This window comes from Cognatundibacterium luofuense (genome assembly GCF_018139685.1).
GTDB lineage: Bacteria > Pseudomonadota > Gammaproteobacteria > Burkholderiales > Burkholderiaceae_D > Undibacterium > Undibacterium luofuense.
Genome location: NZ_JAGSPN010000011.1, coordinates 112,255 through 131,826 on the forward strand (window position 1 = coordinate 112,255; position 19,572 = coordinate 131,826).

Sequence of the window (19,572 nt, forward strand, 5' to 3'; positions counted from 1 at the left end):
CGGATTTCGATGAAAATATACCCCCCAGGGTATATTTTAAGAGCCGCGTATTTACTGAGACAATTGGCATGTTTTGCCATATACCCCCATTGTTTTATACCAAAACCGGCATATCTCTGATCGTGTGGCGGGCGCGCATGCGGCTTCCTGCATAACGGGGCCTGATATGCGCCATATGCACGGACGGCATATGGATATAAGAAATCAGTCGCTGGAACGCGGCTTTACGGCACAACTGAAACCGGATAAATGATTTATATGCTTCCGGATACGAAAAACGCCGTGGTGCTATGCACAACGGCGCTTCGTTTTTACGGTATGTCAGTACATTGCGGGCAGCACAACGCTGACGATGGACGGTTTCTTACTGATCCTGATCCGGCTTGACGCTGGCCGGATCGAGCTTACCGTCCAGCAAATCGTACCAGCCTTCATGGCCCAGTTTGCGCATCATCGCCATATTACGGTCAAAGATGGCGGCGGCATCGGGAAATGCATCGACGGCGCGCTCTATGCTTTCTTCACGCAGCAAATGCAGCGTCGGATATGGCGAACGATTGGTGTAATTTTCAATATCACCCGGTTCGCTATCGGCAAACTGATAATCCGGATGGAAGTTGGCAATCTGCAGTATGCCATCCAGATCCAGCTCTTCCAGCAGCGCATCCGCGACATCCAGAAAATCATTGAAATCCAGAAAATCATTCAGCACATACGGGTGAATCAGCAACGTAGTTTCGGTTTTCTCCGGATTAGCTTCCGCCAGTACTTCCAGCTCCTGACGCAATACCTCAACCAGTTCTTCCGGCGTTTCTGCCTCACTGACGACATAGCGCACTTGCTGTTTGACATGCACCGCTTTGGCAAACGGGCAGAGATTGAGTCCGATCACCGCTTTTTCCAGCCAGTTGGTGGTTGCGGCAATGACCTGTTCGTTGGTGACACGACGTGGCGACATAAAACTTCCTTTCTCAGATGGGGCGAAGAATAGCATGCCGGATTGCCCTGCCCCGATAAAAAAACCGGTACAGCCTGCGCCATACCGGTTTTTTCCTGTTTCACTGCGTCAGCGCAAGCGCTGCTGGCAGCCTTTGATTAGCTGCACTGATCAGACTTCTTCGTACAGCGGCAGCGTCAGGAATTCGGCGAAATTGTCGGAGGTCGACATCTCTTCGAAAATCTGCGCGGCGCGGTCGTAAGTTGCGCCGTCACCGGCAACCGCTTTCACTTTGACCAGCTCTTCCGGAATCATGGCTTTGACCATTTCTTCCGTCACTTTACGGCCATCTTCCAGCACGCCTTTCGGAGTGCGTATCCATTGCCAGACTTGTGAACGGGAAATTTCCGCCGTCGCTGCATCTTCCATCAGATTGTGAATCGGTACGCAGCCATTGCCCGCCAGCCATGCACCCAGATAGTGAATACCGACGTTGATGTTGTAACGCAGACCGGCTTCGGTAATCGGCGTTTCCGGCTGGAAGTTCAGCAGATCGGCTGCAGTGGTTTGTACGTCCGGACGCTGTTTGCTGATTTGATTCGGTGCATCGCCGAGCACTTTTTTGAACTCGGTCATCGCCAGATCGACCAGTCCCGGATGGGCAACCCAGCCGCCGTCGTAGCCATCAGTCGCATCGCGGGCTTTGTCAGAGCGAACACCGCCCATGGCAACTTCATTTTTCTCAGGATCATTCTTGATCGGGATCAGCGCAGACATACCGCCGATAGCTGGTGCGTTACGTTTATGGCAGGTTTTCAGCAACAGCAGCGCATACGCACGCATGAACGGCGCAGTCATCGTGACTTTGCCGCGGTCGGCCAGACAGAAATCGCGGTCGTTTTTGAATTTTTTGATGCAGGAGAAGATGTAATCCCAGCGACCGGCATTCAGACCGGAACTGTGTTCACGCAGTTCGTACAGGATTTCATCCATTTCAAACGCCGCGACAATCGTTTCAATCAGTACCGTGGCTTTGATCGTGCCTTGTGCCAGACCCAGTTCGTTTTGCGCCATCACGAAAATGTCATTCCACAGACGGGCTTCCAGATGGGATTCCATTTTCGGCAGATAGAAATACGGGCCGGCGCCGCGTGCCAGTTGTTCTTTGGCATTGTGGAACAGGAACAGCGCGAAATCGAAAATACCGCCGGAAATACGTTTGCCATCCACCAGCACATGCTTTTCATCCAGATGCCAGCCGCGCGGACGTACCACCAGCGTCGCCACTTTATCGTTTAACACATAGCGTTTGCCGTTTTGCTCCAGACTGATCGTGCGGCGAACGGCATCGCGCATATTAATCTGGCCCTGAATCTGGTTATCCCAGTTCGGTGTATTCGAATCTTCAAAGTCCGTCATATAACTGTCGGCACCGGAATTCAACGCGTTGACGACCATTTTGCGCTCCACCGGACCAGTAATTTCCACGCGGCGGCATTCCAGTGCTTTTGGCAGCGGCGCAATCGTCCAGTCGCCTTCGCGGATATGGCGGGTGGATTCCAGGAAATCCGGACGCTCACCGGCATCCATGCGTTTAGCGCGCTCGACGCGGGCTTGCAGCAGCGACTGGCGACGCTCTTCAAATGCGCGGCTCAGTTTTGCGACAAAGCTCAGGGCTTCGGTGGTCAGAATCTGTTCATAGCCGGGTTTGATCGCGGCGGTAATCTGTACGCCTTCCGGCAAGCTGATTGTAGTCATGCGGTTCTCCATCCGTTTCAAAGTTCAAAGGTTTGACGATAAAAAATTCACTACATCCTGCAAGCTATTGCCCGTGCCCTGCGGCAATACACCCAGTTCTTCCGCCGGTGCCTGCTGGCGGTTCACCCAGAACGTGGTGTAACCGAACCAGCCTGCACCGCAGGCGTCCCAGCCATTGGCTGAAACAAACAAAATATCGCGCGCCGCCAGCCCCAGCACATCCGGCCCCATCTGATACACCTCCGGCGCGGTTTTATACTTTTGCACACTGTCGGCCGACAGCACATGATGGAAGTAGCTGCGCAAACCCGCTGCTTCCAGCGCTGACTGCAACATCGGCGTGGTGCCGTTCGATAAAATCGCCAGACTCAGCGGCATTGCCCGCAGCTGCTGTAATACCTGTTCGCATTCAGGAAACACCGGCAAACGGGCGTATTCCCCCATCAGCGCGTTCTGCGCTTCGATATTCAGCGCCAGCCCGAGTTTGCGGCAGCTGAATACCAGTGCATCCTGCGTGACTTCCCAAAATGGCTTATACATACAACACATCGTGCGCAACTGTGTGTACTCAATCTGCTTACTACGCCACAATTGTGCGAGTGCCGAACCGACACCGGGATAAAACCGCTCCGCCGTGGATGCCAGCGCATACACATCAAATAAGGTGCCATAAGCATCAAAAACCACTGCGCGAACCGGCATGAACGCCACCTTTATCCTGACTGTTGTTCTGTTCCACTACAGTATATTCAATCAAAACCAACATAAAGAGGGAGATTTATCACTTTATCTTTTACTTTTACGCAAAAATAATAAAAATACGTCGTTCATAACAAAAACAAAGAACACTTTGGGGGAATCCACGAGATGGATCAGTTCAAACAAATCAGCACGTTTGCTGAGGTTGCGTCACGAGGCAGCCTGTCAGCAGCGGCGCGGGCGGAAGGCGTGGCACCAGCCATGATCAGCCGCCGGCTGGATGCATTAGAAGAAAGACTCGGTGTCAAACTCTTACAACGCACCACCCGCAAAATTGCCCTGACGCATGAGGGCAGTTCATTTCTTGAAGATTGTCAGCGCATTCTGGCCGAACTGGAGGAGGCAGAAGCGCAGGTATCCGAACGCAGTGCCACCGCCAGCGGCGCACTGACAATTTCCGCACCGGCCGGATTCGGGCGTCAGCATGTGGCTCCGCTGATTCCGGCATTTCTGGATTTGCATCCGGGCTTAGAGCTGACCCTGAGCCTGAATGACCGCGTCGTCGATCTGATCGGCGAAGGCATCGATGTGGCGATTCGTATCGCCGCACTCAGTGACTCCAATCTGATTGGTGTAAAACTGGCTGATAACAAACGGGTGGTCGTCGCTTCACCGGATTATCTGAGCAAACACGGCAGGCCGCGTACGCTGGATGATCTGATGGCGCACAATTGTCTGGCCTTCAGTGCGGATGGTAGCCAGCGCGGCTGGACCTTCCGCCAGAATGGAAAAAATGTGACGATCAAAGTCGATGGCAACATGGTATGCAACGATGGCGAAGTGTTGCATGACTGGGCGCTGGCCGGACGTGGTCTCGCATGGCGCTCAATGTGGGAAGTCGGCACGGAAATCGAATCCGGCAAATTGGTGACGGTGCTCGATGAATTCACCGCACCGGGCAATGATATTTACGCGATTTTTGCGCAACGTCGCCACCTGCCATTCCGTATCCGCGCCTTCATTGACTTTCTGCGTCAGGCTTACGCCTTACCGGATTACTGGCGTAAGTAAGATTGCGAATACAGCGATCAGGTGACGGCTCTTTTAACCTGATAGACGTCCGGGCACGACCTCTTGTTATGCAAACTTCGTCATTTCGGAATAACGGAGGCCCGGACTTTCTGCTGACGATCGCCGGATCGCTGTGCCAAAGTCCGCATTTCGGGTTATTTCGGGTTATTCGGAACCGTTTCAGATCGTCACGGGCAGTAAGGTGTTCCGGTCAGCCGCGCCGTCCGAGGAAGCCTTACAACGAGATCCGGCAAGCATCTGATCTGCAAACATCACGCTTCCCGACAATTTCCATACGGGATCGCAAAAAAACGCCGTTTTCATGACAGAAAACGGCGCTTTTTGTGCTGCTTTGCTGCGCTGCCTCAGATATCAGTTCAGCGACGCTGACTGGCACTGACGAGCGGAAAAATCAGAACTCTTCCCAGTCACCATCGTCTTTCGGCTTCGATGCCGGAATCGATTTCACCGCCGCACGCGCCGCAGGCTTCGGTACAGGACGCGCTGCCGGTTTTGCAGCCGGAGTTGCTGCAATAACAGGTTCAGCAGCAGAGCGGTCGAAGTCATAACTCTGACCCTGATCCACTTTGAAAATACCGACAGCCTGATTCAGCATATTTGCCTGTTCACGCATACTGCCAGCCGCGGCCGCTGCTTCTTCCACCAGCGCCGCATTTTGCTGTGTCGATTCATCCATCTTGGTCACAGCCTGATTCACTTGCTGGATACCATCACGCTGTTCTGCGCTAGCGGCGGTGATTTCCGCCATGATGTCTGCCACACTTCTGATTGACGTGACAATTTCATCCATAGTTTTACCGGCGTTATCAACGAGACTGGCGCCCTCTTCAACTTTCTCTACCGAATTGCCGATCAGCTCTTTAATTTCTTTCGCGGCTCCCGCAGAGCGCTGCGCCAGACTGCGGACTTCACTCGCGACCACCGCGAAGCCACGGCCTTGCTCACCGGCACGTGCTGCTTCCACCGCAGCGTTCAGCGCCAGAATATTGGTCTGGAATGCAATGCCGTCAATCACGCCAATAATATCGACAATTTTCTGTGAGCTTTCCTTGATGGACGCCATCGTGTGCACCACATTACCCACCACCTGACCACCACGGGTAGCGACTTCCGAAGCGCGCACTGCCAGTGTATTTGCCTGACGTGCGTTATCCGCATTTTGCTGCACAGTAGAAGTCAGTTCTTCCATCGACGATGCAGTTTCTTCCAGGCTGGCAGCCTGTTGTTCCGTACGGGAAGACAAGTCCATATTGCCTTCGGCGATTTCTTGCGCCGACACCGCGATCGAACCACTGCTCTGACGTACCATCGTCACTGTCTGCACCAGCGACTGACGCATATTTTCCAGGCCAGAAATCAGTTCGCCCATTTCATCTTTGGATTCCGGACGGAGTTGCTGCGTCAGATCGCCGTCACCAATCGATTTAAACTGACGGATTGCCTGATGCAAAGGATGGGCAATTGCACGCAACAGGAAATGCGCGGAAATAAACACGGCAATCAGACCACCAAGTACGCCAAGCACATCCACCCAGACAAAGACATTAAAGAACTTACGTGAGTCGTCATACATGTCATGAACGACTTTCAATTGGTACTCATTCAACGCGGTTACTTTGTCCGCATAAGTTGAATAAGATTTAGCAGCAATTTCCATGTTGATGCTATCGGCTTCATCACGGTTACCTGCTTTCAGTGCGGTTACCATTTTGTCAAAATCTTTCAGATAGGCATCGCGCGCTGTGACGGCCTCGTCCGAGAGTTTCTTTTCTTCCGGAGTTTGCGGCAACTTCAGATAGCCGGTCATTGCCTCATCGGACTTTTCTTTAAACTTTACCGAGCGTTCCAGATTTTCTTTGAAATTAGGGTGTTCAGGATGAGCAATTGCACGATCAATCGCTGTACGCGAACGCAACAATGAAACACGCGAATTCGCCAGCATTTCCATTGATGGCATTTGATTCGTTAAGATTTCCTCAATAACGCCGTTGCTTTTACGCACGCCAGCCATCCCCATCAGTCCGCCGATGACCAGCATCACGGCCATGAAAGACATCGTGGCAATCAGCCGCATGCGAATTGTCAGATTAAACATATGCAGTTTCCCTGTAATGATTTTCTATAGAGCAACACGGAGGATACAAACTTCTTACCAAAAAGTCTTGATAATGAACAATAGCACTGAAATCAAATTATGCTCAATACGACATATTTTTTATTGTGTGTTTTGTCAGACGAAAGTCAGACAAAATCCTGAGCAACTATAAAGCAACAGGCGAAAAAAAATCCCCGCAAATGCGAGGATTTTTTTGAATCAGCGTATCGACTGTAAGAATTACAGTGGAACGATGTTAGAAGCTTGCTTGCCTTTAGGGCCAGTAGTTACTTCGAAAGAAACGCGTTGGTTTTCTTTCAGAGATTTGAAGCCGTTAGACTGGATCGCGGAGAAGTGCGCGAACAGGTCTTCGCCACCTTCATCAGGTGTAATGAAACCGAAACCTTTTGCATCGTTAAACCATTTAACAGTACCTTGTGCCATGATATTTCCAAAAAAATTGAGTTGAGGCAAATTGCCCAAAATCGTTTCAACCTCAGTAAGAAATGACAGACCGATACTGCAAAACCACTTTGAATTTCAACGACGAATCCGATTATACGCACATTTATTCCGGCTAAGTCAAATAAAACAGTTAAAGTTGATCCAAATGTCGCATTTCATAGCCAAAAGTTTAAATGCCAGATGCGGAAATGTTAATTTGATGACATTCAGCGCCCCTGCCCCTGATCAAATCTCGGCGCCCGTTTTTCAGCAAATGCGCGTACACCTTCCTGAAAATCCGGCGATCCGGCAAGCTCCGTCATCACACCGGTTTCCATTGCAATCTGCTGCTCAATGTTGTTCGTCTGTGATGCCAGTAACAGCTTTTTAACAGCAGCAACACATTGCGGCGGTGTGCGCAAAATACGTGCAGCCATTTTTTCCAGCACATCATGCAATTGCTCATCCGGCACAATCAGATTGATCAGCCCTGCTGTCTGCAATTCTTCCGGTGTCAGATTTTCCGCCAGCAATAACCATTGCAATGCCTGACGGTAACCGGCCAGAAGCGGCAACCACCAGCTCATTGCGCCATCCGGCCCGGACGCAAAACGCATGTAGCCTGTGTTAAAGCGGGTGAAGCGTGCTGCGATGACGATGTCTGCGAAATTCATCATGGCAAAACTGGAGCCGCCAACATAGCCATGTACACCAGCGATCATAATCGCCGGAAGTTGCTGCAAACGCAGCATGGACGCCGCAAAGACGGCTGTAGCTTCCGCCAGCCGCTGCGGACTGAGCGCGGCTTCCTGCGCCAGCCCGCGCATATCACCACCGGCACCGAATACCTCGCCTTCTGCTTTGAGCAGAATGACGCGCAAACCTTGCTGCGCAGCGAGTTCGCGGGATATCTGTTCCAGCTGACGGATTTGTGTTTCACCCAGCGCATTCATGCGCGCCGGATGCGAGATCAGGATTCTGGCAACCTGATCCTGTATTTCCAGACGGATACTCATATTGAACTCCTGCAATCAGATTTTTGCGCCGGTCAGCGCCTCACTTCATGCTAGGAGATCAACAGTGATTTAAATGTGAACTGATGTTAAACGGCGCTGCGCTGGCTCAGCCCTTGCCGTGCAGAATAAAGGCCGCTGCGCCGGTAGCAATGCGCACGCCATTCTGATCATGCATCTGCATCAGCACATTGGCGACACGGCGGCCAAGCCGCGTGACTTCGGCTGAGGCGACAAACACGTCGCCGCGTGCAGGCTTCAGGAAATCCACCCGCAAATCGATGGTGCTCATCTGGGCGAATTCTGCGACCTGTTCCATCGCGGTCTGGCGCGGTGTTTGCTGCGCCATTTTCAGCAATACGCCGACCGCGCCTATGCTGTCCAGCACAGAAGCGATTACGCCACCGTGCAGCATGCCCTGAGAGAAATTGCCGATCAGTTCCGGTTGTTTGCGGATCGTGAGCGTCGGATGATCCGCATTCAGATCCGTGAGCTTCATGCCCAGTAATTTACAAAAAGGGATTTTTTCTTCCAGCACATGATGAAGATACTGATGGAATTCTGCGTTGGTATGCATAGCCTGATATTGTCCTGATAGGTTCGTCTGAGTAGCGCAGACGGGCACAGAATAACGGTGTCCCGCAACAAATTGCGCGTTTTACTTTGCTTTGACTTTGCTTTTTCTTTGCATTCTGATGCTGTCCGCGCATAATCGTTCATCTGATCCGAATAACAACTTTCTGACTATGCGCCTGAAGAACGGATTTTTACTGCTGAGTTTTACACTCGCCAATACTGCACTGGCGCAAGACACCGGGCGACAACCGGAACTGCGCTGCAACGTCACCTATGCCAGTACCACAATCCAGTTGCGTACAACGCTGCAAACCGATCCGTATGCAGTGCCGGAAACTGATATTGAAGGACGTTTCCGTTTCAAGGCTGTGATGACCGGCAAGCCCGGCAAGATTGATTACATCAAGCTGTACGCCTATCTGCAAAAAGATCAGGGTGACATCCCGATTCATCAGGCAAGCTACACCGGGCCTTTTGCTGTCAGTCCGCAAGTATATAAGCTCACGCCGAATAATCAGTTATATGCGGGCGAATTAGAGCGCATCCTTCAGTACGAATGTGATTTGTACAATCCACCGCGATAGCATGACTGCATGCCGCCACATATAACGGCAGATAGTAAGCAGCTGCAGCACATCAACATCTTCATCGATCACGCTCTGTGACGACGTGCATTGTTTTCCGGACTGGCTTATGAAAAAAAACTTGTTAACACGTATCTGCAGTGCCCTGCTTCTTTTCACCGGTGTCAGCGCCGCATTGGCAGCGGATGCCACAGATTTGATGGCCAAGCAGGCATCGCCGGACAAAGGACTGACTCTGTTATTTGCCGGTGACATCGTGCCGGACGGTATTCCCGGCAATATGATGAAGAAAGGCCGTGATCCGCTGCGCGGCGTCAGCAACATCCTGACATCCACCGATATCCGTATCGGTAATCTGGAAAGTGTAGTGTCGCTGCGCGGCGAACGCGGTCACAAAATTTTCACCTTCCGCGCCCATCCTGTCACACTGAAATTACTGAAGCCTTATTTTGATGTGTTGTCGGTTGCCAATAATCATTCCGGCGACTTCGGTAAAACAGCGTTTATGGATACGCTGCAACACACCCGTCAGGCGGGCTTGATGACCGTGGGCGGCGGCAAAAACCTGCGCGAGGCACATCAGGCCGTGATCATCGAAAAACGGGGCTTACGGATCGCCATTCTGGCCTACAACGAATTTATGCCACGCAGCTTTGAAGCTGGCTCCGCAACACCCGGCGTGGCCTGGAGTGAAGATGAGCAAGTGCTTGCGGATATCCGCACTGCAATCGAACAGCAAAAAGCCGATATCGTGATTCCGTTCATGCACTGGGGCTGGGAAAACGAGCAGATTGCGAGCAAAAGGCAGCGGGAGCTGGCATACAAAATGATTGATGCCGGCGCGACCGCAGTGATCGGCGGACATCCGCATGTCACACAGGAAACTGAAATTTACCGCGGCAAACCGATTATCTACAGCCTCGGCAATTTTCTGATTGATTCGCTGGATAATGAACCGCAAACCCGTGGCTGGATTGCAAGGCTGGAAATTGACCGTCAGGGCGTGATCGCATTTGATACCAAACCAGTCAGACTGAATACGCGCGGTATTCCGGCGTTCAGCGCTGATCAGTCCAGCCCTTGCTGGTATCGCGGGCTGACAACACCGACTGCCTGCAAATCAGGATCTCCTGCATGGATCAGGCCGGGTTCTTCAGCTTTGCCAGCGGTATCTGTAACACCAGGTCGGACTCAGCCGTAGCCACACAGGGTAGCATCCAGCCCTCGGCTTTTTCATCCGGACTCAGGCCGGGCCATTCAATCAGATAGCGAATATCGCCGGATTGTTTATGGCACAGACAAGCACGGCAAGTGCCGTTGCGGCAAGAGCTGGGAATCAGAATCTGCTGACGCAATGCTGCCTGCAGCACGGTTTCATCCTGCCGTATCGTCATCTTCAGTCCGGACGGCAGCAAGCTCACTTGTCGCGTGTCATGATTTTCGTCCATTTGCATCTTTCACCTTGCCCTTTTGGCAGCCACGCACTAGAACGGGAACAGTTTCACTTTTCTTTGCGTTGCCATGAATCCTACGTCCTCCGCAACACTCCTCCCCGCCTACGATGGTCCTGAACGCAGAAAACAACGTGGTCCGGGTTTTATCCTGAAAGAACTTGACCCGCGCGACGTGATCGACGGTGAGGTGATTGATGGTCACTATGTCACACCGGATACGGAAGCTGCCGGTTATATGCGGGAACATTGTCCGTATTGCCCGGAATCATCCCTGCAATTGCAGCTGAAATACCGGCATGTACGGCGAACGCACTTATTTTGCGAGCATTGTACCCGCTGCTTTGATGCCTTACATCCGGATGGCAGCTCGGCACTGGCTGGCGCTGCACTGACGCTGTAGGTTGCTCACGCTCTGCACGCTGTGGATGGCGGCATGCAAACGGTGCGCAGGTTATGCAAATATCGTCATTTGTGATTTTGGGACGACCAGAGTTTCTGCCGACGACCGCCAGATCGCTATGCCAGAATCCGCATTTTGGCCTGAAACAGGCTTAAATCCGGCTTGAAACCGGCTTCCTGGCAAGCTTCCGGCTGCCGGAAACTCCCGGAAACTGGCGGACAGATGACGAACGAAAAATCATTTATCCGCGCCGGTATCACTACACTGCGTTTTCAGCAGACATAAAAAAACACCGCACCCTGTTTCAGGAAGCGGTGTTTTTATCTTTCGCAGCGCTACGGCAAGAGCCGCTGCGTTACGGTAAGTCCGGGTTTGCTTAAACCACAGATTGCAAACGCATTGCGATACCCATATCGCCGGCCACTTTCAGTTTGCCCATCATGAAGCCGTTCATCGGGTTCAGCTGACCAGTCAGCAGTGCGCCCAGATCTGCCAGTGCGATGGTGATAGTGCAGGCTGCATCGTTGTTATCGTTGCTGACTGTGTTAGGCACTGTTGTTGCGTCAACAAAAACCACACCGTCCGCGCCGCAATCAAATTTCAGGGTTGCGTTCAGGCCGCTGTCGTTACCAACTTTAGTGCGAATTGCTTCTGTACATGCTTGCAGATCCATTGTCGTCTCCTCAATCAGATTATTAACCGCGCGCAACTGTAGCATGTGGCTGACTGGAGGGACAATACTAGAACTTTTCTCCGCACTGACCATCCGTCAGAGGACACCTGTTACTGCAACACCGGCGCTTTACAGATCGTAACTGTCTTTCTGTCCCTGCATGACCTGATCCACCATTTTGCGGCTCAGCGTCGGATTCAGTAGTTCGATAAAGGTATACACATAGCTACGCAAATACGCGCCCTGCTTCAGCGCGACGCGGGAAACATTCATGCCGAACAAATGACCTGCCGGAATGGCGCGCAGATTTTTATCGCGTTCGTTATCAAACGCCATACCGGCGATAATGCCAACGCCCAGACCAAGTTCCACGTAGGTTTTGATGACGTCCGCATCAATCGCTTCGAGCAGAATATCCGGTTTCAGATTGCGCACCTGAAATGCATGATCCAGTCGCGTGCGTCCGGCGAATGCGGCGTCGTACGTCACCAGCGGATAATGTGCCAGATCTTCCAGCGTCAGGTGTTTCAGTTTCAGCAGCGGGTGATCAGGCGCGACCACAACCACATGCTCCCACTGATAATACGGCAGCGAAACCAGTCCGTCGTAACCGGCGATGGCTTCAGTGGCGATCACCAGATCCGCCTGATCGCGCATCACCATATCCGCAATCTGACGCGGATTTCCCTGCAACAGCGACAGCCTGACCTTCGGATACTTTTGCATGAAAGCATGAATCACCTTCGGCAGCGCATAGCGTGCCTGTGTGTGCGTGGTAGCAATGGTGAAGCTGCCACTATCCTGCGCCGCATATTCTTTACCGATGCGTTTTAAGCCGTCAATTTCCTGCATGATCAGCTCAACCGACTTCAGCACGGCACGACCCGGTTCGGTCAATCCGCGAATCCGCTTACCGTGGCGGGTAAAAATATCAATACCCAGTTCTTCTTCCAGCTCAATAATGGCTTTGGAAACCCCGGGCTGGGACGTAAACAGCGCTTTTGCCGCTTCGGTCAGATTAAAATTCTGACGTACCGCTTCGCGCACAAATCGTAACTGATGCAGGTTCATCGCAAACTTGCCTCCCTCATCTGCTTTAAATGCCAATTCAACATCCAAATCAGGCACAATGCCTGATATTGCACGCTTCATTATTCGCATTTCTGTTAGTTTTTTACATTCGATATAGCATATCAGCATATAGGCCACATGGCAGACATTTTATGAATCTCCGATCAGGCAAATTGCATTTTCTGCGCAACGTCGCACTTTTCTGCGCCACATTTCTGTTATCCGCCCAACCGCTCACAGCCAGCGCTGAAAGTCTGACCGTACAGCAAAATATCAAAAAACATCCGAAAGTCTGCCTGGCGTTATCAGGTGGCGGTGCACGCGGCTTTGCGCATATCGGCGTACTGAAAAAACTGGAAGAAATGCGCGTCCCGATCGATTGTATTGCCGGCACCAGCATGGGCGCTGTCATCGGTGGCCTGTATGCGTCCGGATTATCTGCCAGCGAAATTGAAAAACGCCTCGCGCAAACGAAACTGAATGATGTGGCGCTGGACCGCGTTGACCGCCGCACACAGCCGCAATCTGTCCGTGAAGAAGATGAACAGTATCCGCTGGGTGCTACGCTGGGTGTCAGTGCCAATGGCGTACGGTTACCGACCGGTGTTGTGCAAGCCAACCAGTTTCAGGAATTAATTCAGAACTGGACTTCCCATCTGGCACCGGATTTACCGTTCGACCGTTTACCAATTCCATTCCGCGCCGTCGCGACCGATCTGGAAACCGGGCAAATGGTGGTGTTCGATAAAGGCCCGCTGCACAAAGCGATTCGCGCCAGTATGGCAGCACCCGGTGTATTTGCACCGACGGAAATCGATGGCCGTTTGCTGGCTGATGGCGGTCTGGTCAGAAACCTGCCAGTCGACATTGCACGTGAAATGGGAGCAGATATTATTATCGCCGTTAACATTGGCACCCCGCTGCTACCGAGAGATAAACTGCAGACACTGTTCAGCGTCAGCCAGCAAATGATCAACATTCTGACCGAACAAAATGTCGAGGCACAAAAGAAACTGATTGTGAACGGTGACATTCTGATTGAGCCGGATCTCGGCGATATCGGCTTCATGGATTTCGGCCGCGCCCGCGACGCGATCAGCATCGGCGCCAATGCAGCCATCAGAAAACAAAGCAGCCTGACAGCGCTGGCCGTGCCGGAATATGTACACAATGTGAATGCTAAGGTGCGGGAAAACACGATGCTGCGTCCGGTGCAGATCAGTTTTGTCGAGATTGAAAATGATGCTGCCATTCCGGTGGATGATATCCGTCGTCAGCTGGGGATCAGTACCGGCGAGTTTTATGTGGCAGACGATATCAACCGCAAACTGACTGAACTCAACAGCCGCCGTGAATTCGACAGCGTCAGTCATGAACTGGTGCAAAAAGGTGATGAATATGGCGTAAAAATCAAAGCCAAAGGAAAAAACTGGGGGCCACATTTCCTGCGCTTTGGCCTCAGTTTATCCAGCGGATTTGACGGTGCCGGTGGCTATCGTCTGCAGGTCGGCCATCGCCGCCCGTGGCTGACGGAAGGCGGACTGGAGTGGCGCAACGATGCTGAGTTCGGCAATGTCCTGAAATTACGCAGCGAACTGCGCCAGCCGCTGTATGAGCGCGAAGGCATGTATCTGGCACCGTTCGCCGATTTCTCGGAAACTTCACTAAATTATTACCGGGATGACGTACGTCTGGCGGAATACAGTTTACGCACAGAAAGAGCAGGTATCGAACTGGCAATTCCTCTCGGTACGCGCAGCACACTGGGCGAAGCACGCATCGGTCTGAACTTCAATAGTTACCGCGTCTCGCCGAAACTGGGCGGCATTCTGATCGGTTCGCCGAATGATCCGACCGTCACCAGTATTTCAAACGCTCTGCCGCAAGCCACCTTGCAACAGTTCGGCCTGAAAACAGGCTTCGTGATAGATCAGCTCAGCGATCCGGCATTTCCGCGTGAGGGTTACAAAGTGGATTCCGCTCTGTTTCTCGGACTGGATGGTTCGCGCCAGAAATTTCAGGAACTTTCAGCCAGTGGCCTGTGGGCTGCCAGCCGTGGCAATCACAGTCTGAATCTGAAAATCAGTGCAGCTGGTTTATTCCAGTCAGATGACAGCCAGACCCGTGGCGTCGGTTCTTTCCTCGGCGGCTTCCAGAAGCTGACGGCTTATCAGCAGGATCAGTTCGTCGGTAACTATATGCTGTATGGCAGCGCCACTTATCTGCTGCGCGCGGTGAATTTTGAGATGGCGGGACAAAGCCTGTTCCTCGGTACATCGCTGGAAGCAGGTCAGGCATGGAATGAGCGCAAAGAATTTTCAGCAAAAAATATGCGCAAGAGCCTCAGCGTATTCACCGGCGTGAATAGTTTCCTCGGCCCCTTATACCTCGGTTTTGCAGTTGGTCAGAACGGTGCGAAGAATGTCTTCTTCCAGCTGGGCAAACAAACTGATCCGCTGCACTGACCACTCAGCTGATCACTTCATCAGCTCCCGGATATCGCTGCCTGCGATGTCCGGGAACTTGCCGGTAAATTTGTTTTTCAGACGATATCTGTCTGCACAAATAAAAATTTACAGCGACTCAACGATACCGGTATCAATCGCACCGAATACCGATTTCCCGGCCTTATCCAGAATTTCAATCTTCAGTAAATCACCGTGACGCAGATAACTGCTGCGGTATTCGCCGGTTGCTGCAAATTCCAGTGCACGCTTTTCCGTCAGGCAACCGACGCCGCGACTGGTTTGCTTATCCGTAATCACGCCACCACTGATCATCGTGCCATTCACTACCGGGCTATGCAAAGACAGGAAAGACATCAGTTGCGGAAACGAGAATGCCATACCACCGGCATCCGGCTGGCCGATCAGATTGCCATTCCATGCGATTCTGACCTGCAATCCCAGTTTGCCTTCGCGCCAGTATTCACCCAGTTCTTCCGGCGATACCAGCACCGGCGCCAGCGTCGTTCCGGCATCGGCCAGTGCTGAATGCGGCGTATCCCGCAATGCGGCGGCATGTAAGCGCCACTGACAGGACAAACCGATCAGCCGGATTTGCTCGAATGCCGCAGCATTGCTGCTGCCTTGCGGCAGATCGCCGGTCAGTACCAGAATTTCAGCGCTGAAATCCAGATCCGATTGTTCGGATAACAGCAAAACGTCTTCTGTCGGCGGACGCAAAAAATCAGCGCGTGACTCCGTCAGCACCGGCAAACCTTCTTTGCCGACACTGCCCTGCCCGCCGGATACACGTTCCGCGTAAGCCGGATAGGTTTGCGCTGTCACTTTACGGTAAGCACGCGGTATCGGCGACATGCAGGCATCAGCCTTAAAATCAAAACTGTGTGCGGCCTTTCCGCTATTAAGCTTCTGATACAGCGCTTCCAGTTGCGGGCTGATAAAACCCCAGTCATCCAGTGCTGCCTGCAGCGTCGGTGCAATATCGTGTGCAATACAGGCGGTTTTCAGATCGCGGGTCACCACAATCAGTTGTCCGTTGCGGGAACCATCTTTCAAAGTTGCCAGTTTCATTATCTACTCACTGAAAATTCTGCTTTATTCGGTCAGCCCGCATTGTCCTTGCTTACGAAGGCGAAATGCAAGTCACATTTATGCGGAACTAAACACCGCCAACGCTGACCAATGCAACACACTGATACGGCAGCGCGGACGATACTGCATCGCCACGTAATGCCAGACAACAGAACGATTCAAAATCCCGCATTTTTCACAATCAAAAATGCATAACGGCGACAGAATCCTTACAATCGCCAGCTATTCAAAATTCACTGCAAAACTATGATATTCCGACCTACCACTTTATCGCTTTTACTGATCAGCGCCGGACTGACATTCGCTCATGCACCGGCATTCGCCGAAAACGGTACGAAAGCAGTGACACAGGGGCCAAGCGCACAGCAAATCCGGCTGGCTGCACTGGCGGAAGACTATTATCAGAAGTCGCTGGAACTGAATCCGATCAGTGCAACTGAGCAAGGCGAACATCGCTATGACGATCGCTTGCCAATGACACTGACACCGGAAATCCGGGCGCAGGAACTGGCGTACTACAAAAAACTGCATGCAGATTTAAGCCGCATTCAGCGCGGGCATTTAAACGTTCAGGAAAAACAGACACTGGACATCATGCTGTTTGAAACCGAAGCAGCACTGAATCTGTCTGCGTTTCCGGATCATCTGATGCCGGTCAACCAGATGGACAGCATTCCGCTGACACTGGCCCACTTTGCCGGTGGCCAGAGTGCGCAGCCATTAAAAACGCCGCAGCAATACCGGACTTTCCTGAAGCGCTTACAACAATTACCTGCCTGGCTGCAGGCAGCCCGTGCCAATATGGAACAGGGGATACAGCGCAAAGTTGTCTTACCGAAAGCACTGGTGATTTCCATGTTGCCGCAATATGAGCAAATGGTGACTGCGCAGCCGGAAGATCATCCTTATTTTGCGCCGGTGAAACAGTTTCCGGAACAATTCAGCGCTCAGGATAAACAGCAACTGGCAAACGAGTACCGCGATGCACTGAAGCAACAGATTGTTCCGGCACTGGCGCAATTTCTGCAATTCCTGAAAAACGATTATCTGCCTGCTGCACGCACCAGCACCGGATGGGCTGATCTGCCGGACGGCAAGCGCTGGTATAACACCTGGGCGCAAGTGCAGACCACCACCAGCCTGACACCGGAAGCGATTCACCAGACTGGTCTGAAGGAAGTCGCCCGTATTCAGTCTGAATACGCGAAACTCGGCCCGCAACTGGGATACAAAGGTGACGCAAAGGCTTTCCCTGCGTGGATGGAAGCACAAACCACCTACAAACCGTTCAAGACCGAAAAAGAAGTGCTGGATGCCTACCTGCAAATTGATGCCTATGTTCGCAAAAAACTGCCGGACTATTTCGGCAAAATTCCAAAGGCACCATTAGAAATCCGCCCGGAGCCGGAAATCAGCCGCGCTACGGCATCGGATCATTACAGCTCTCCGGCACTGGATGGCTCCCGTCCCGGCGTATTCTGGGCGGTAATCAATAATCCGGCAGACTATGCCACCACCGGTATGAAAACCCTGTATCTGCATGAAGGTCAGCCGGGGCATCATTTCCACTTAGCTTTTCTGCAGGAACTGGATTTACCGAAATTCCGCCGCGTTGGTGGCAATACCGCTTACACCGAGGGCTGGGCGCTGTATTCGGAAACGCTGGGTAAAGAAATGGGCTTGTTCGACAATGATCCGGCTTCTTACTACGGCCATCTGAGTGATGAAATGCTGCGAGCAACACGTCTGGTCGTCGATACCGGCATGCACGCAAAAGGCTGGACCCGTGAGCAAGGCATTCAGTATCTGCAGGAAACGCTGGGCTACACGGAAGCAGCCTCACGTCAGGCAATTGAACGTTACATGGCATGGCCGGGTCAGGCACTTGGTTATAAAGTCGGTTCCCTGAAAATCATGGAATTGCGCAAGCGGGCAGAAAATGAACTGGGTGCAAAATTCAGCCTGAAAGCTTTCCACGACGAAGTGCTGAGCGACGGTACACTGCCACTGGCACTGCTGGAAAAGAAGATGTTGCTGTGGATTGCAACGCAAAAGGCGGCGCACTGAAGTTTCTTGTAACTTTTGTTACCGCCGGATTGACCAGAAATCTGAACTCTTGCAGAATGTAAAACGGCATACAATCAGGGATACAGTCACTGCCTCCATCCGACGGCAGTGACATTCTGGCCAGTTCAAGGAACCTCCGTTTTCCGAACCATTGAGCGAATTTCTGCAATGAACAGACAAAAAGCCCTCAAATGCATCGTCGCGCAAGCCAATCAGGGCGATCTGGTCTTTCCCGCCAACGTCGCCGCGTCGCTGAAACTGCAACAAACCATTGACGACCCTGATTGCTCGGTAGATACCGCGGCCAAACTGGTGCTGAATGAGCCGTTGCTGGCGGCAAAAGTCGTGGCGATTGCCAATTCGGCTGCATACAACCGTGGCAGCGACGTGACCAATGTCAAGGCAGCAATTTCCCGTCTGGGATTCCGAACGCTGCGTGCCATCGTTTCTTCGCTGGTCATCAGGCAGTTAGCCGGCACCAGTAAAAATCACGATATTCAGTTAATGACCAGCCGTCTGTGGCAACACACGGCAGAAGTAGCTGCATTGTCACAAGTGATTGCGCGCCGCATTACGCGACTGGATCCGGATACCGCCTTGTTTGCCGGTATCGTGCATGAAGTCGGCAATTTCTATCTGTTTTCACGCGCAGAGGAATTCCCCGCCCTGCTGCAACCGGACGAGCTGGCGCATCTGCACGATATTTCGGATGACACCGCCGAGAGCGATGAATTGCCGGACTTCGAAGATACGCTGGTTGATCTGGAATCGTCTGAAGCAATTATTGGCCGAGCAGTAGCAGCACGCTTATTCCTGCCGTCGCAAGTCAGCGAAGCGCTGGATGGCATGTGGTACGGCTTACGCGCCATGCCACCGGAAACGCTGGCAGATACCCTGTTGCTGGCAAACGAGCTGGCAATCCACAAATCGCCACTGGATTACAATTCCTATTCTGAATCCGAACGCTTTACCTCGGAAATTGATTTCACCGTGGGTGATGGCACGCTGGCCAGCATTCTTGAAGAATCCGACGAAGAGCTGAAAACTCTGACTTCCGCTCTGCTGGTGTAATGCTGTATCACTAACCAGCCCTGCGCAGGCTCCCTGCCTGCAACAAAGAAAAAGCACCGTTTCTGTTCAAAGAAAACGGTG

General features: G+C 52.3%; 18 protein-coding genes. 7 read left to right on the forward strand and 11 right to left on the reverse strand.

What is annotated here, in order from left to right; translation table 11 throughout:
* Window positions 1-364: 364 nt before the first annotated feature.
* The 3 genes from KDM89_RS14655 to KDM89_RS14665 all read right to left on the reverse strand — a co-directional run bounded on the left by KDM89_RS14655 (window position 365) and on the right by KDM89_RS14665 (window position 3,397).
* Window positions 365-958: a DUF1415 domain-containing protein gene (locus KDM89_RS14655; protein WP_212688659.1), complete on the reverse strand. Its 594-nt coding sequence runs from the start codon at window positions 956-958 to the stop codon at window positions 365-367.
* Window positions 959-1,108: 150 nt separating this feature from the next.
* Window positions 1,109-2,695: a malate synthase A gene (gene aceB / locus KDM89_RS14660; protein WP_212688660.1), complete on the reverse strand. Its 1,587-nt coding sequence runs from the start codon at window positions 2,693-2,695 to the stop codon at window positions 1,109-1,111.
* Between the two features lie 24 nt (window positions 2,696-2,719).
* The gene (locus tag KDM89_RS14665) at window positions 2,720-3,397 is read right to left on the reverse strand and encodes a haloacid dehalogenase type II (protein ID WP_212688661.1); all 678 of its coding nucleotides are present in this window, start codon (window positions 3,395-3,397) and stop codon (window positions 2,720-2,722) included.
* A gap of 165 nt (window positions 3,398-3,562) precedes the next feature.
* On the opposite strand from KDM89_RS14665, the gene KDM89_RS14670 reads away from it, so the two are divergent.
* Entirely contained in the window at window positions 3,563-4,465 is a 903-nt protein-coding gene (locus KDM89_RS14670; RefSeq protein WP_212688662.1) for a LysR family transcriptional regulator, read from the forward strand.
* A 412-nt stretch (window positions 4,466-4,877) separates the two neighbouring features.
* Here KDM89_RS14670 and KDM89_RS22735 read toward each other — a convergent pair whose 3' ends face one another.
* The 4 genes from KDM89_RS22735 to KDM89_RS14690 form a co-directional block, all read right to left on the reverse strand.
* Window positions 4,878-6,581, reverse strand: a complete 1,704-nt coding sequence (locus KDM89_RS22735) for a methyl-accepting chemotaxis protein (RefSeq protein WP_268977874.1) — start codon at window positions 6,579-6,581, stop codon at window positions 4,878-4,880.
* A gap of 240 nt (window positions 6,582-6,821) precedes the next feature.
* Window positions 6,822-7,025: a cold-shock protein gene (locus KDM89_RS14680; protein ID WP_189358254.1), complete on the reverse strand. Its 204-nt coding sequence runs from the start codon at window positions 7,023-7,025 to the stop codon at window positions 6,822-6,824.
* Window positions 7,026-7,252: 227 nt separating this feature from the next.
* On the reverse strand, window positions 7,253-8,041 hold the full coding sequence (locus KDM89_RS14685; protein WP_212688663.1) for an enoyl-CoA hydratase/isomerase family protein: 789 nt from the start codon (window positions 8,039-8,041) through the stop codon (window positions 7,253-7,255).
* A gap of 106 nt (window positions 8,042-8,147) precedes the next feature.
* Window positions 8,148-8,615 carry a thioesterase family protein gene (locus KDM89_RS14690; RefSeq protein WP_212688664.1) on the reverse strand — a complete coding sequence of 156 codons (468 nt, stop codon included), beginning with the start codon at window positions 8,613-8,615 and terminating at the stop codon, window positions 8,148-8,150.
* A gap of 118 nt (window positions 8,616-8,733) precedes the next feature.
* On the opposite strand from KDM89_RS14690, the gene KDM89_RS14695 reads away from it, so the two are divergent.
* Both KDM89_RS14695 and KDM89_RS14700 read left to right on the forward strand, forming a co-directional pair.
* A complete protein-coding gene (locus KDM89_RS14695) occupies window positions 8,734-9,198 on the forward strand; it encodes a hypothetical protein (RefSeq protein ID WP_230427883.1) in 465 nt (154 codons plus the stop codon).
* A gap of 109 nt (window positions 9,199-9,307) precedes the next feature.
* Window positions 9,308-10,399 carry a CapA family protein gene (locus tag KDM89_RS14700; RefSeq protein WP_212688665.1) on the forward strand — a complete coding sequence of 364 codons (1,092 nt, stop codon included), beginning with the start codon at window positions 9,308-9,310 and terminating at the stop codon, window positions 10,397-10,399.
* Here the strand turns inward: KDM89_RS14700 and KDM89_RS14705 are convergent.
* On the reverse strand, window positions 10,338-10,646 hold the full coding sequence (locus KDM89_RS14705) for a 2Fe-2S iron-sulfur cluster-binding protein (protein WP_212688666.1): 309 nt from the start codon (window positions 10,644-10,646) through the stop codon (window positions 10,338-10,340). The genes KDM89_RS14700 and KDM89_RS14705 overlap by 62 nt on opposite strands.
* Before the next feature lie 73 nt (window positions 10,647-10,719).
* On the opposite strand from KDM89_RS14705, the gene KDM89_RS14710 reads away from it, so the two are divergent.
* Window positions 10,720-11,052, forward strand: a complete 333-nt coding sequence (locus tag KDM89_RS14710) for a hypothetical protein (protein WP_212688667.1) — start codon at window positions 10,720-10,722, stop codon at window positions 11,050-11,052.
* 376 nt (window positions 11,053-11,428) lie between these two features.
* Here KDM89_RS14710 and KDM89_RS14715 read toward each other — a convergent pair whose 3' ends face one another.
* On the reverse strand, window positions 11,429-11,725 hold the full coding sequence (locus tag KDM89_RS14715; protein ID WP_212688668.1) for an SCP2 sterol-binding domain-containing protein: 297 nt from the start codon (window positions 11,723-11,725) through the stop codon (window positions 11,429-11,431).
* A gap of 129 nt (window positions 11,726-11,854) precedes the next feature.
* Complete coding sequence (locus tag KDM89_RS14720; RefSeq protein ID WP_212688701.1) at window positions 11,855-12,796, reverse strand: CysB family HTH-type transcriptional regulator; 942 nt, start codon at window positions 12,794-12,796, stop codon at window positions 11,855-11,857.
* A 152-nt stretch (window positions 12,797-12,948) separates the two neighbouring features.
* Between KDM89_RS14720 and KDM89_RS14725 the strand changes: the two genes are divergently transcribed.
* Entirely contained in the window at window positions 12,949-15,261 is a 2,313-nt protein-coding gene (locus tag KDM89_RS14725; protein ID WP_212688669.1) for a patatin-like phospholipase family protein, read from the forward strand.
* Window positions 15,262-15,369: 108 nt separating this feature from the next.
* Here KDM89_RS14725 and KDM89_RS14730 read toward each other — a convergent pair whose 3' ends face one another.
* Window positions 15,370-16,332: a fumarylacetoacetate hydrolase family protein gene (locus KDM89_RS14730; RefSeq protein WP_212688670.1), complete on the reverse strand. Its 963-nt coding sequence runs from the start codon at window positions 16,330-16,332 to the stop codon at window positions 15,370-15,372.
* Window positions 16,333-16,599: 267 nt separating this feature from the next.
* On the opposite strand from KDM89_RS14730, the gene KDM89_RS14735 reads away from it, so the two are divergent.
* Both KDM89_RS14735 and KDM89_RS14740 read left to right on the forward strand, forming a co-directional pair.
* The gene (locus KDM89_RS14735) at window positions 16,600-18,420 is read left to right on the forward strand and encodes a DUF885 domain-containing protein (RefSeq protein WP_230427884.1); all 1,821 of its coding nucleotides are present in this window, start codon (window positions 16,600-16,602) and stop codon (window positions 18,418-18,420) included.
* A 168-nt stretch (window positions 18,421-18,588) separates the two neighbouring features.
* A complete protein-coding gene (locus KDM89_RS14740) occupies window positions 18,589-19,491 on the forward strand; it encodes an HDOD domain-containing protein (protein WP_212688671.1) in 903 nt (300 codons plus the stop codon).
* Window positions 19,492-19,572 lie beyond the last annotated feature (81 nt).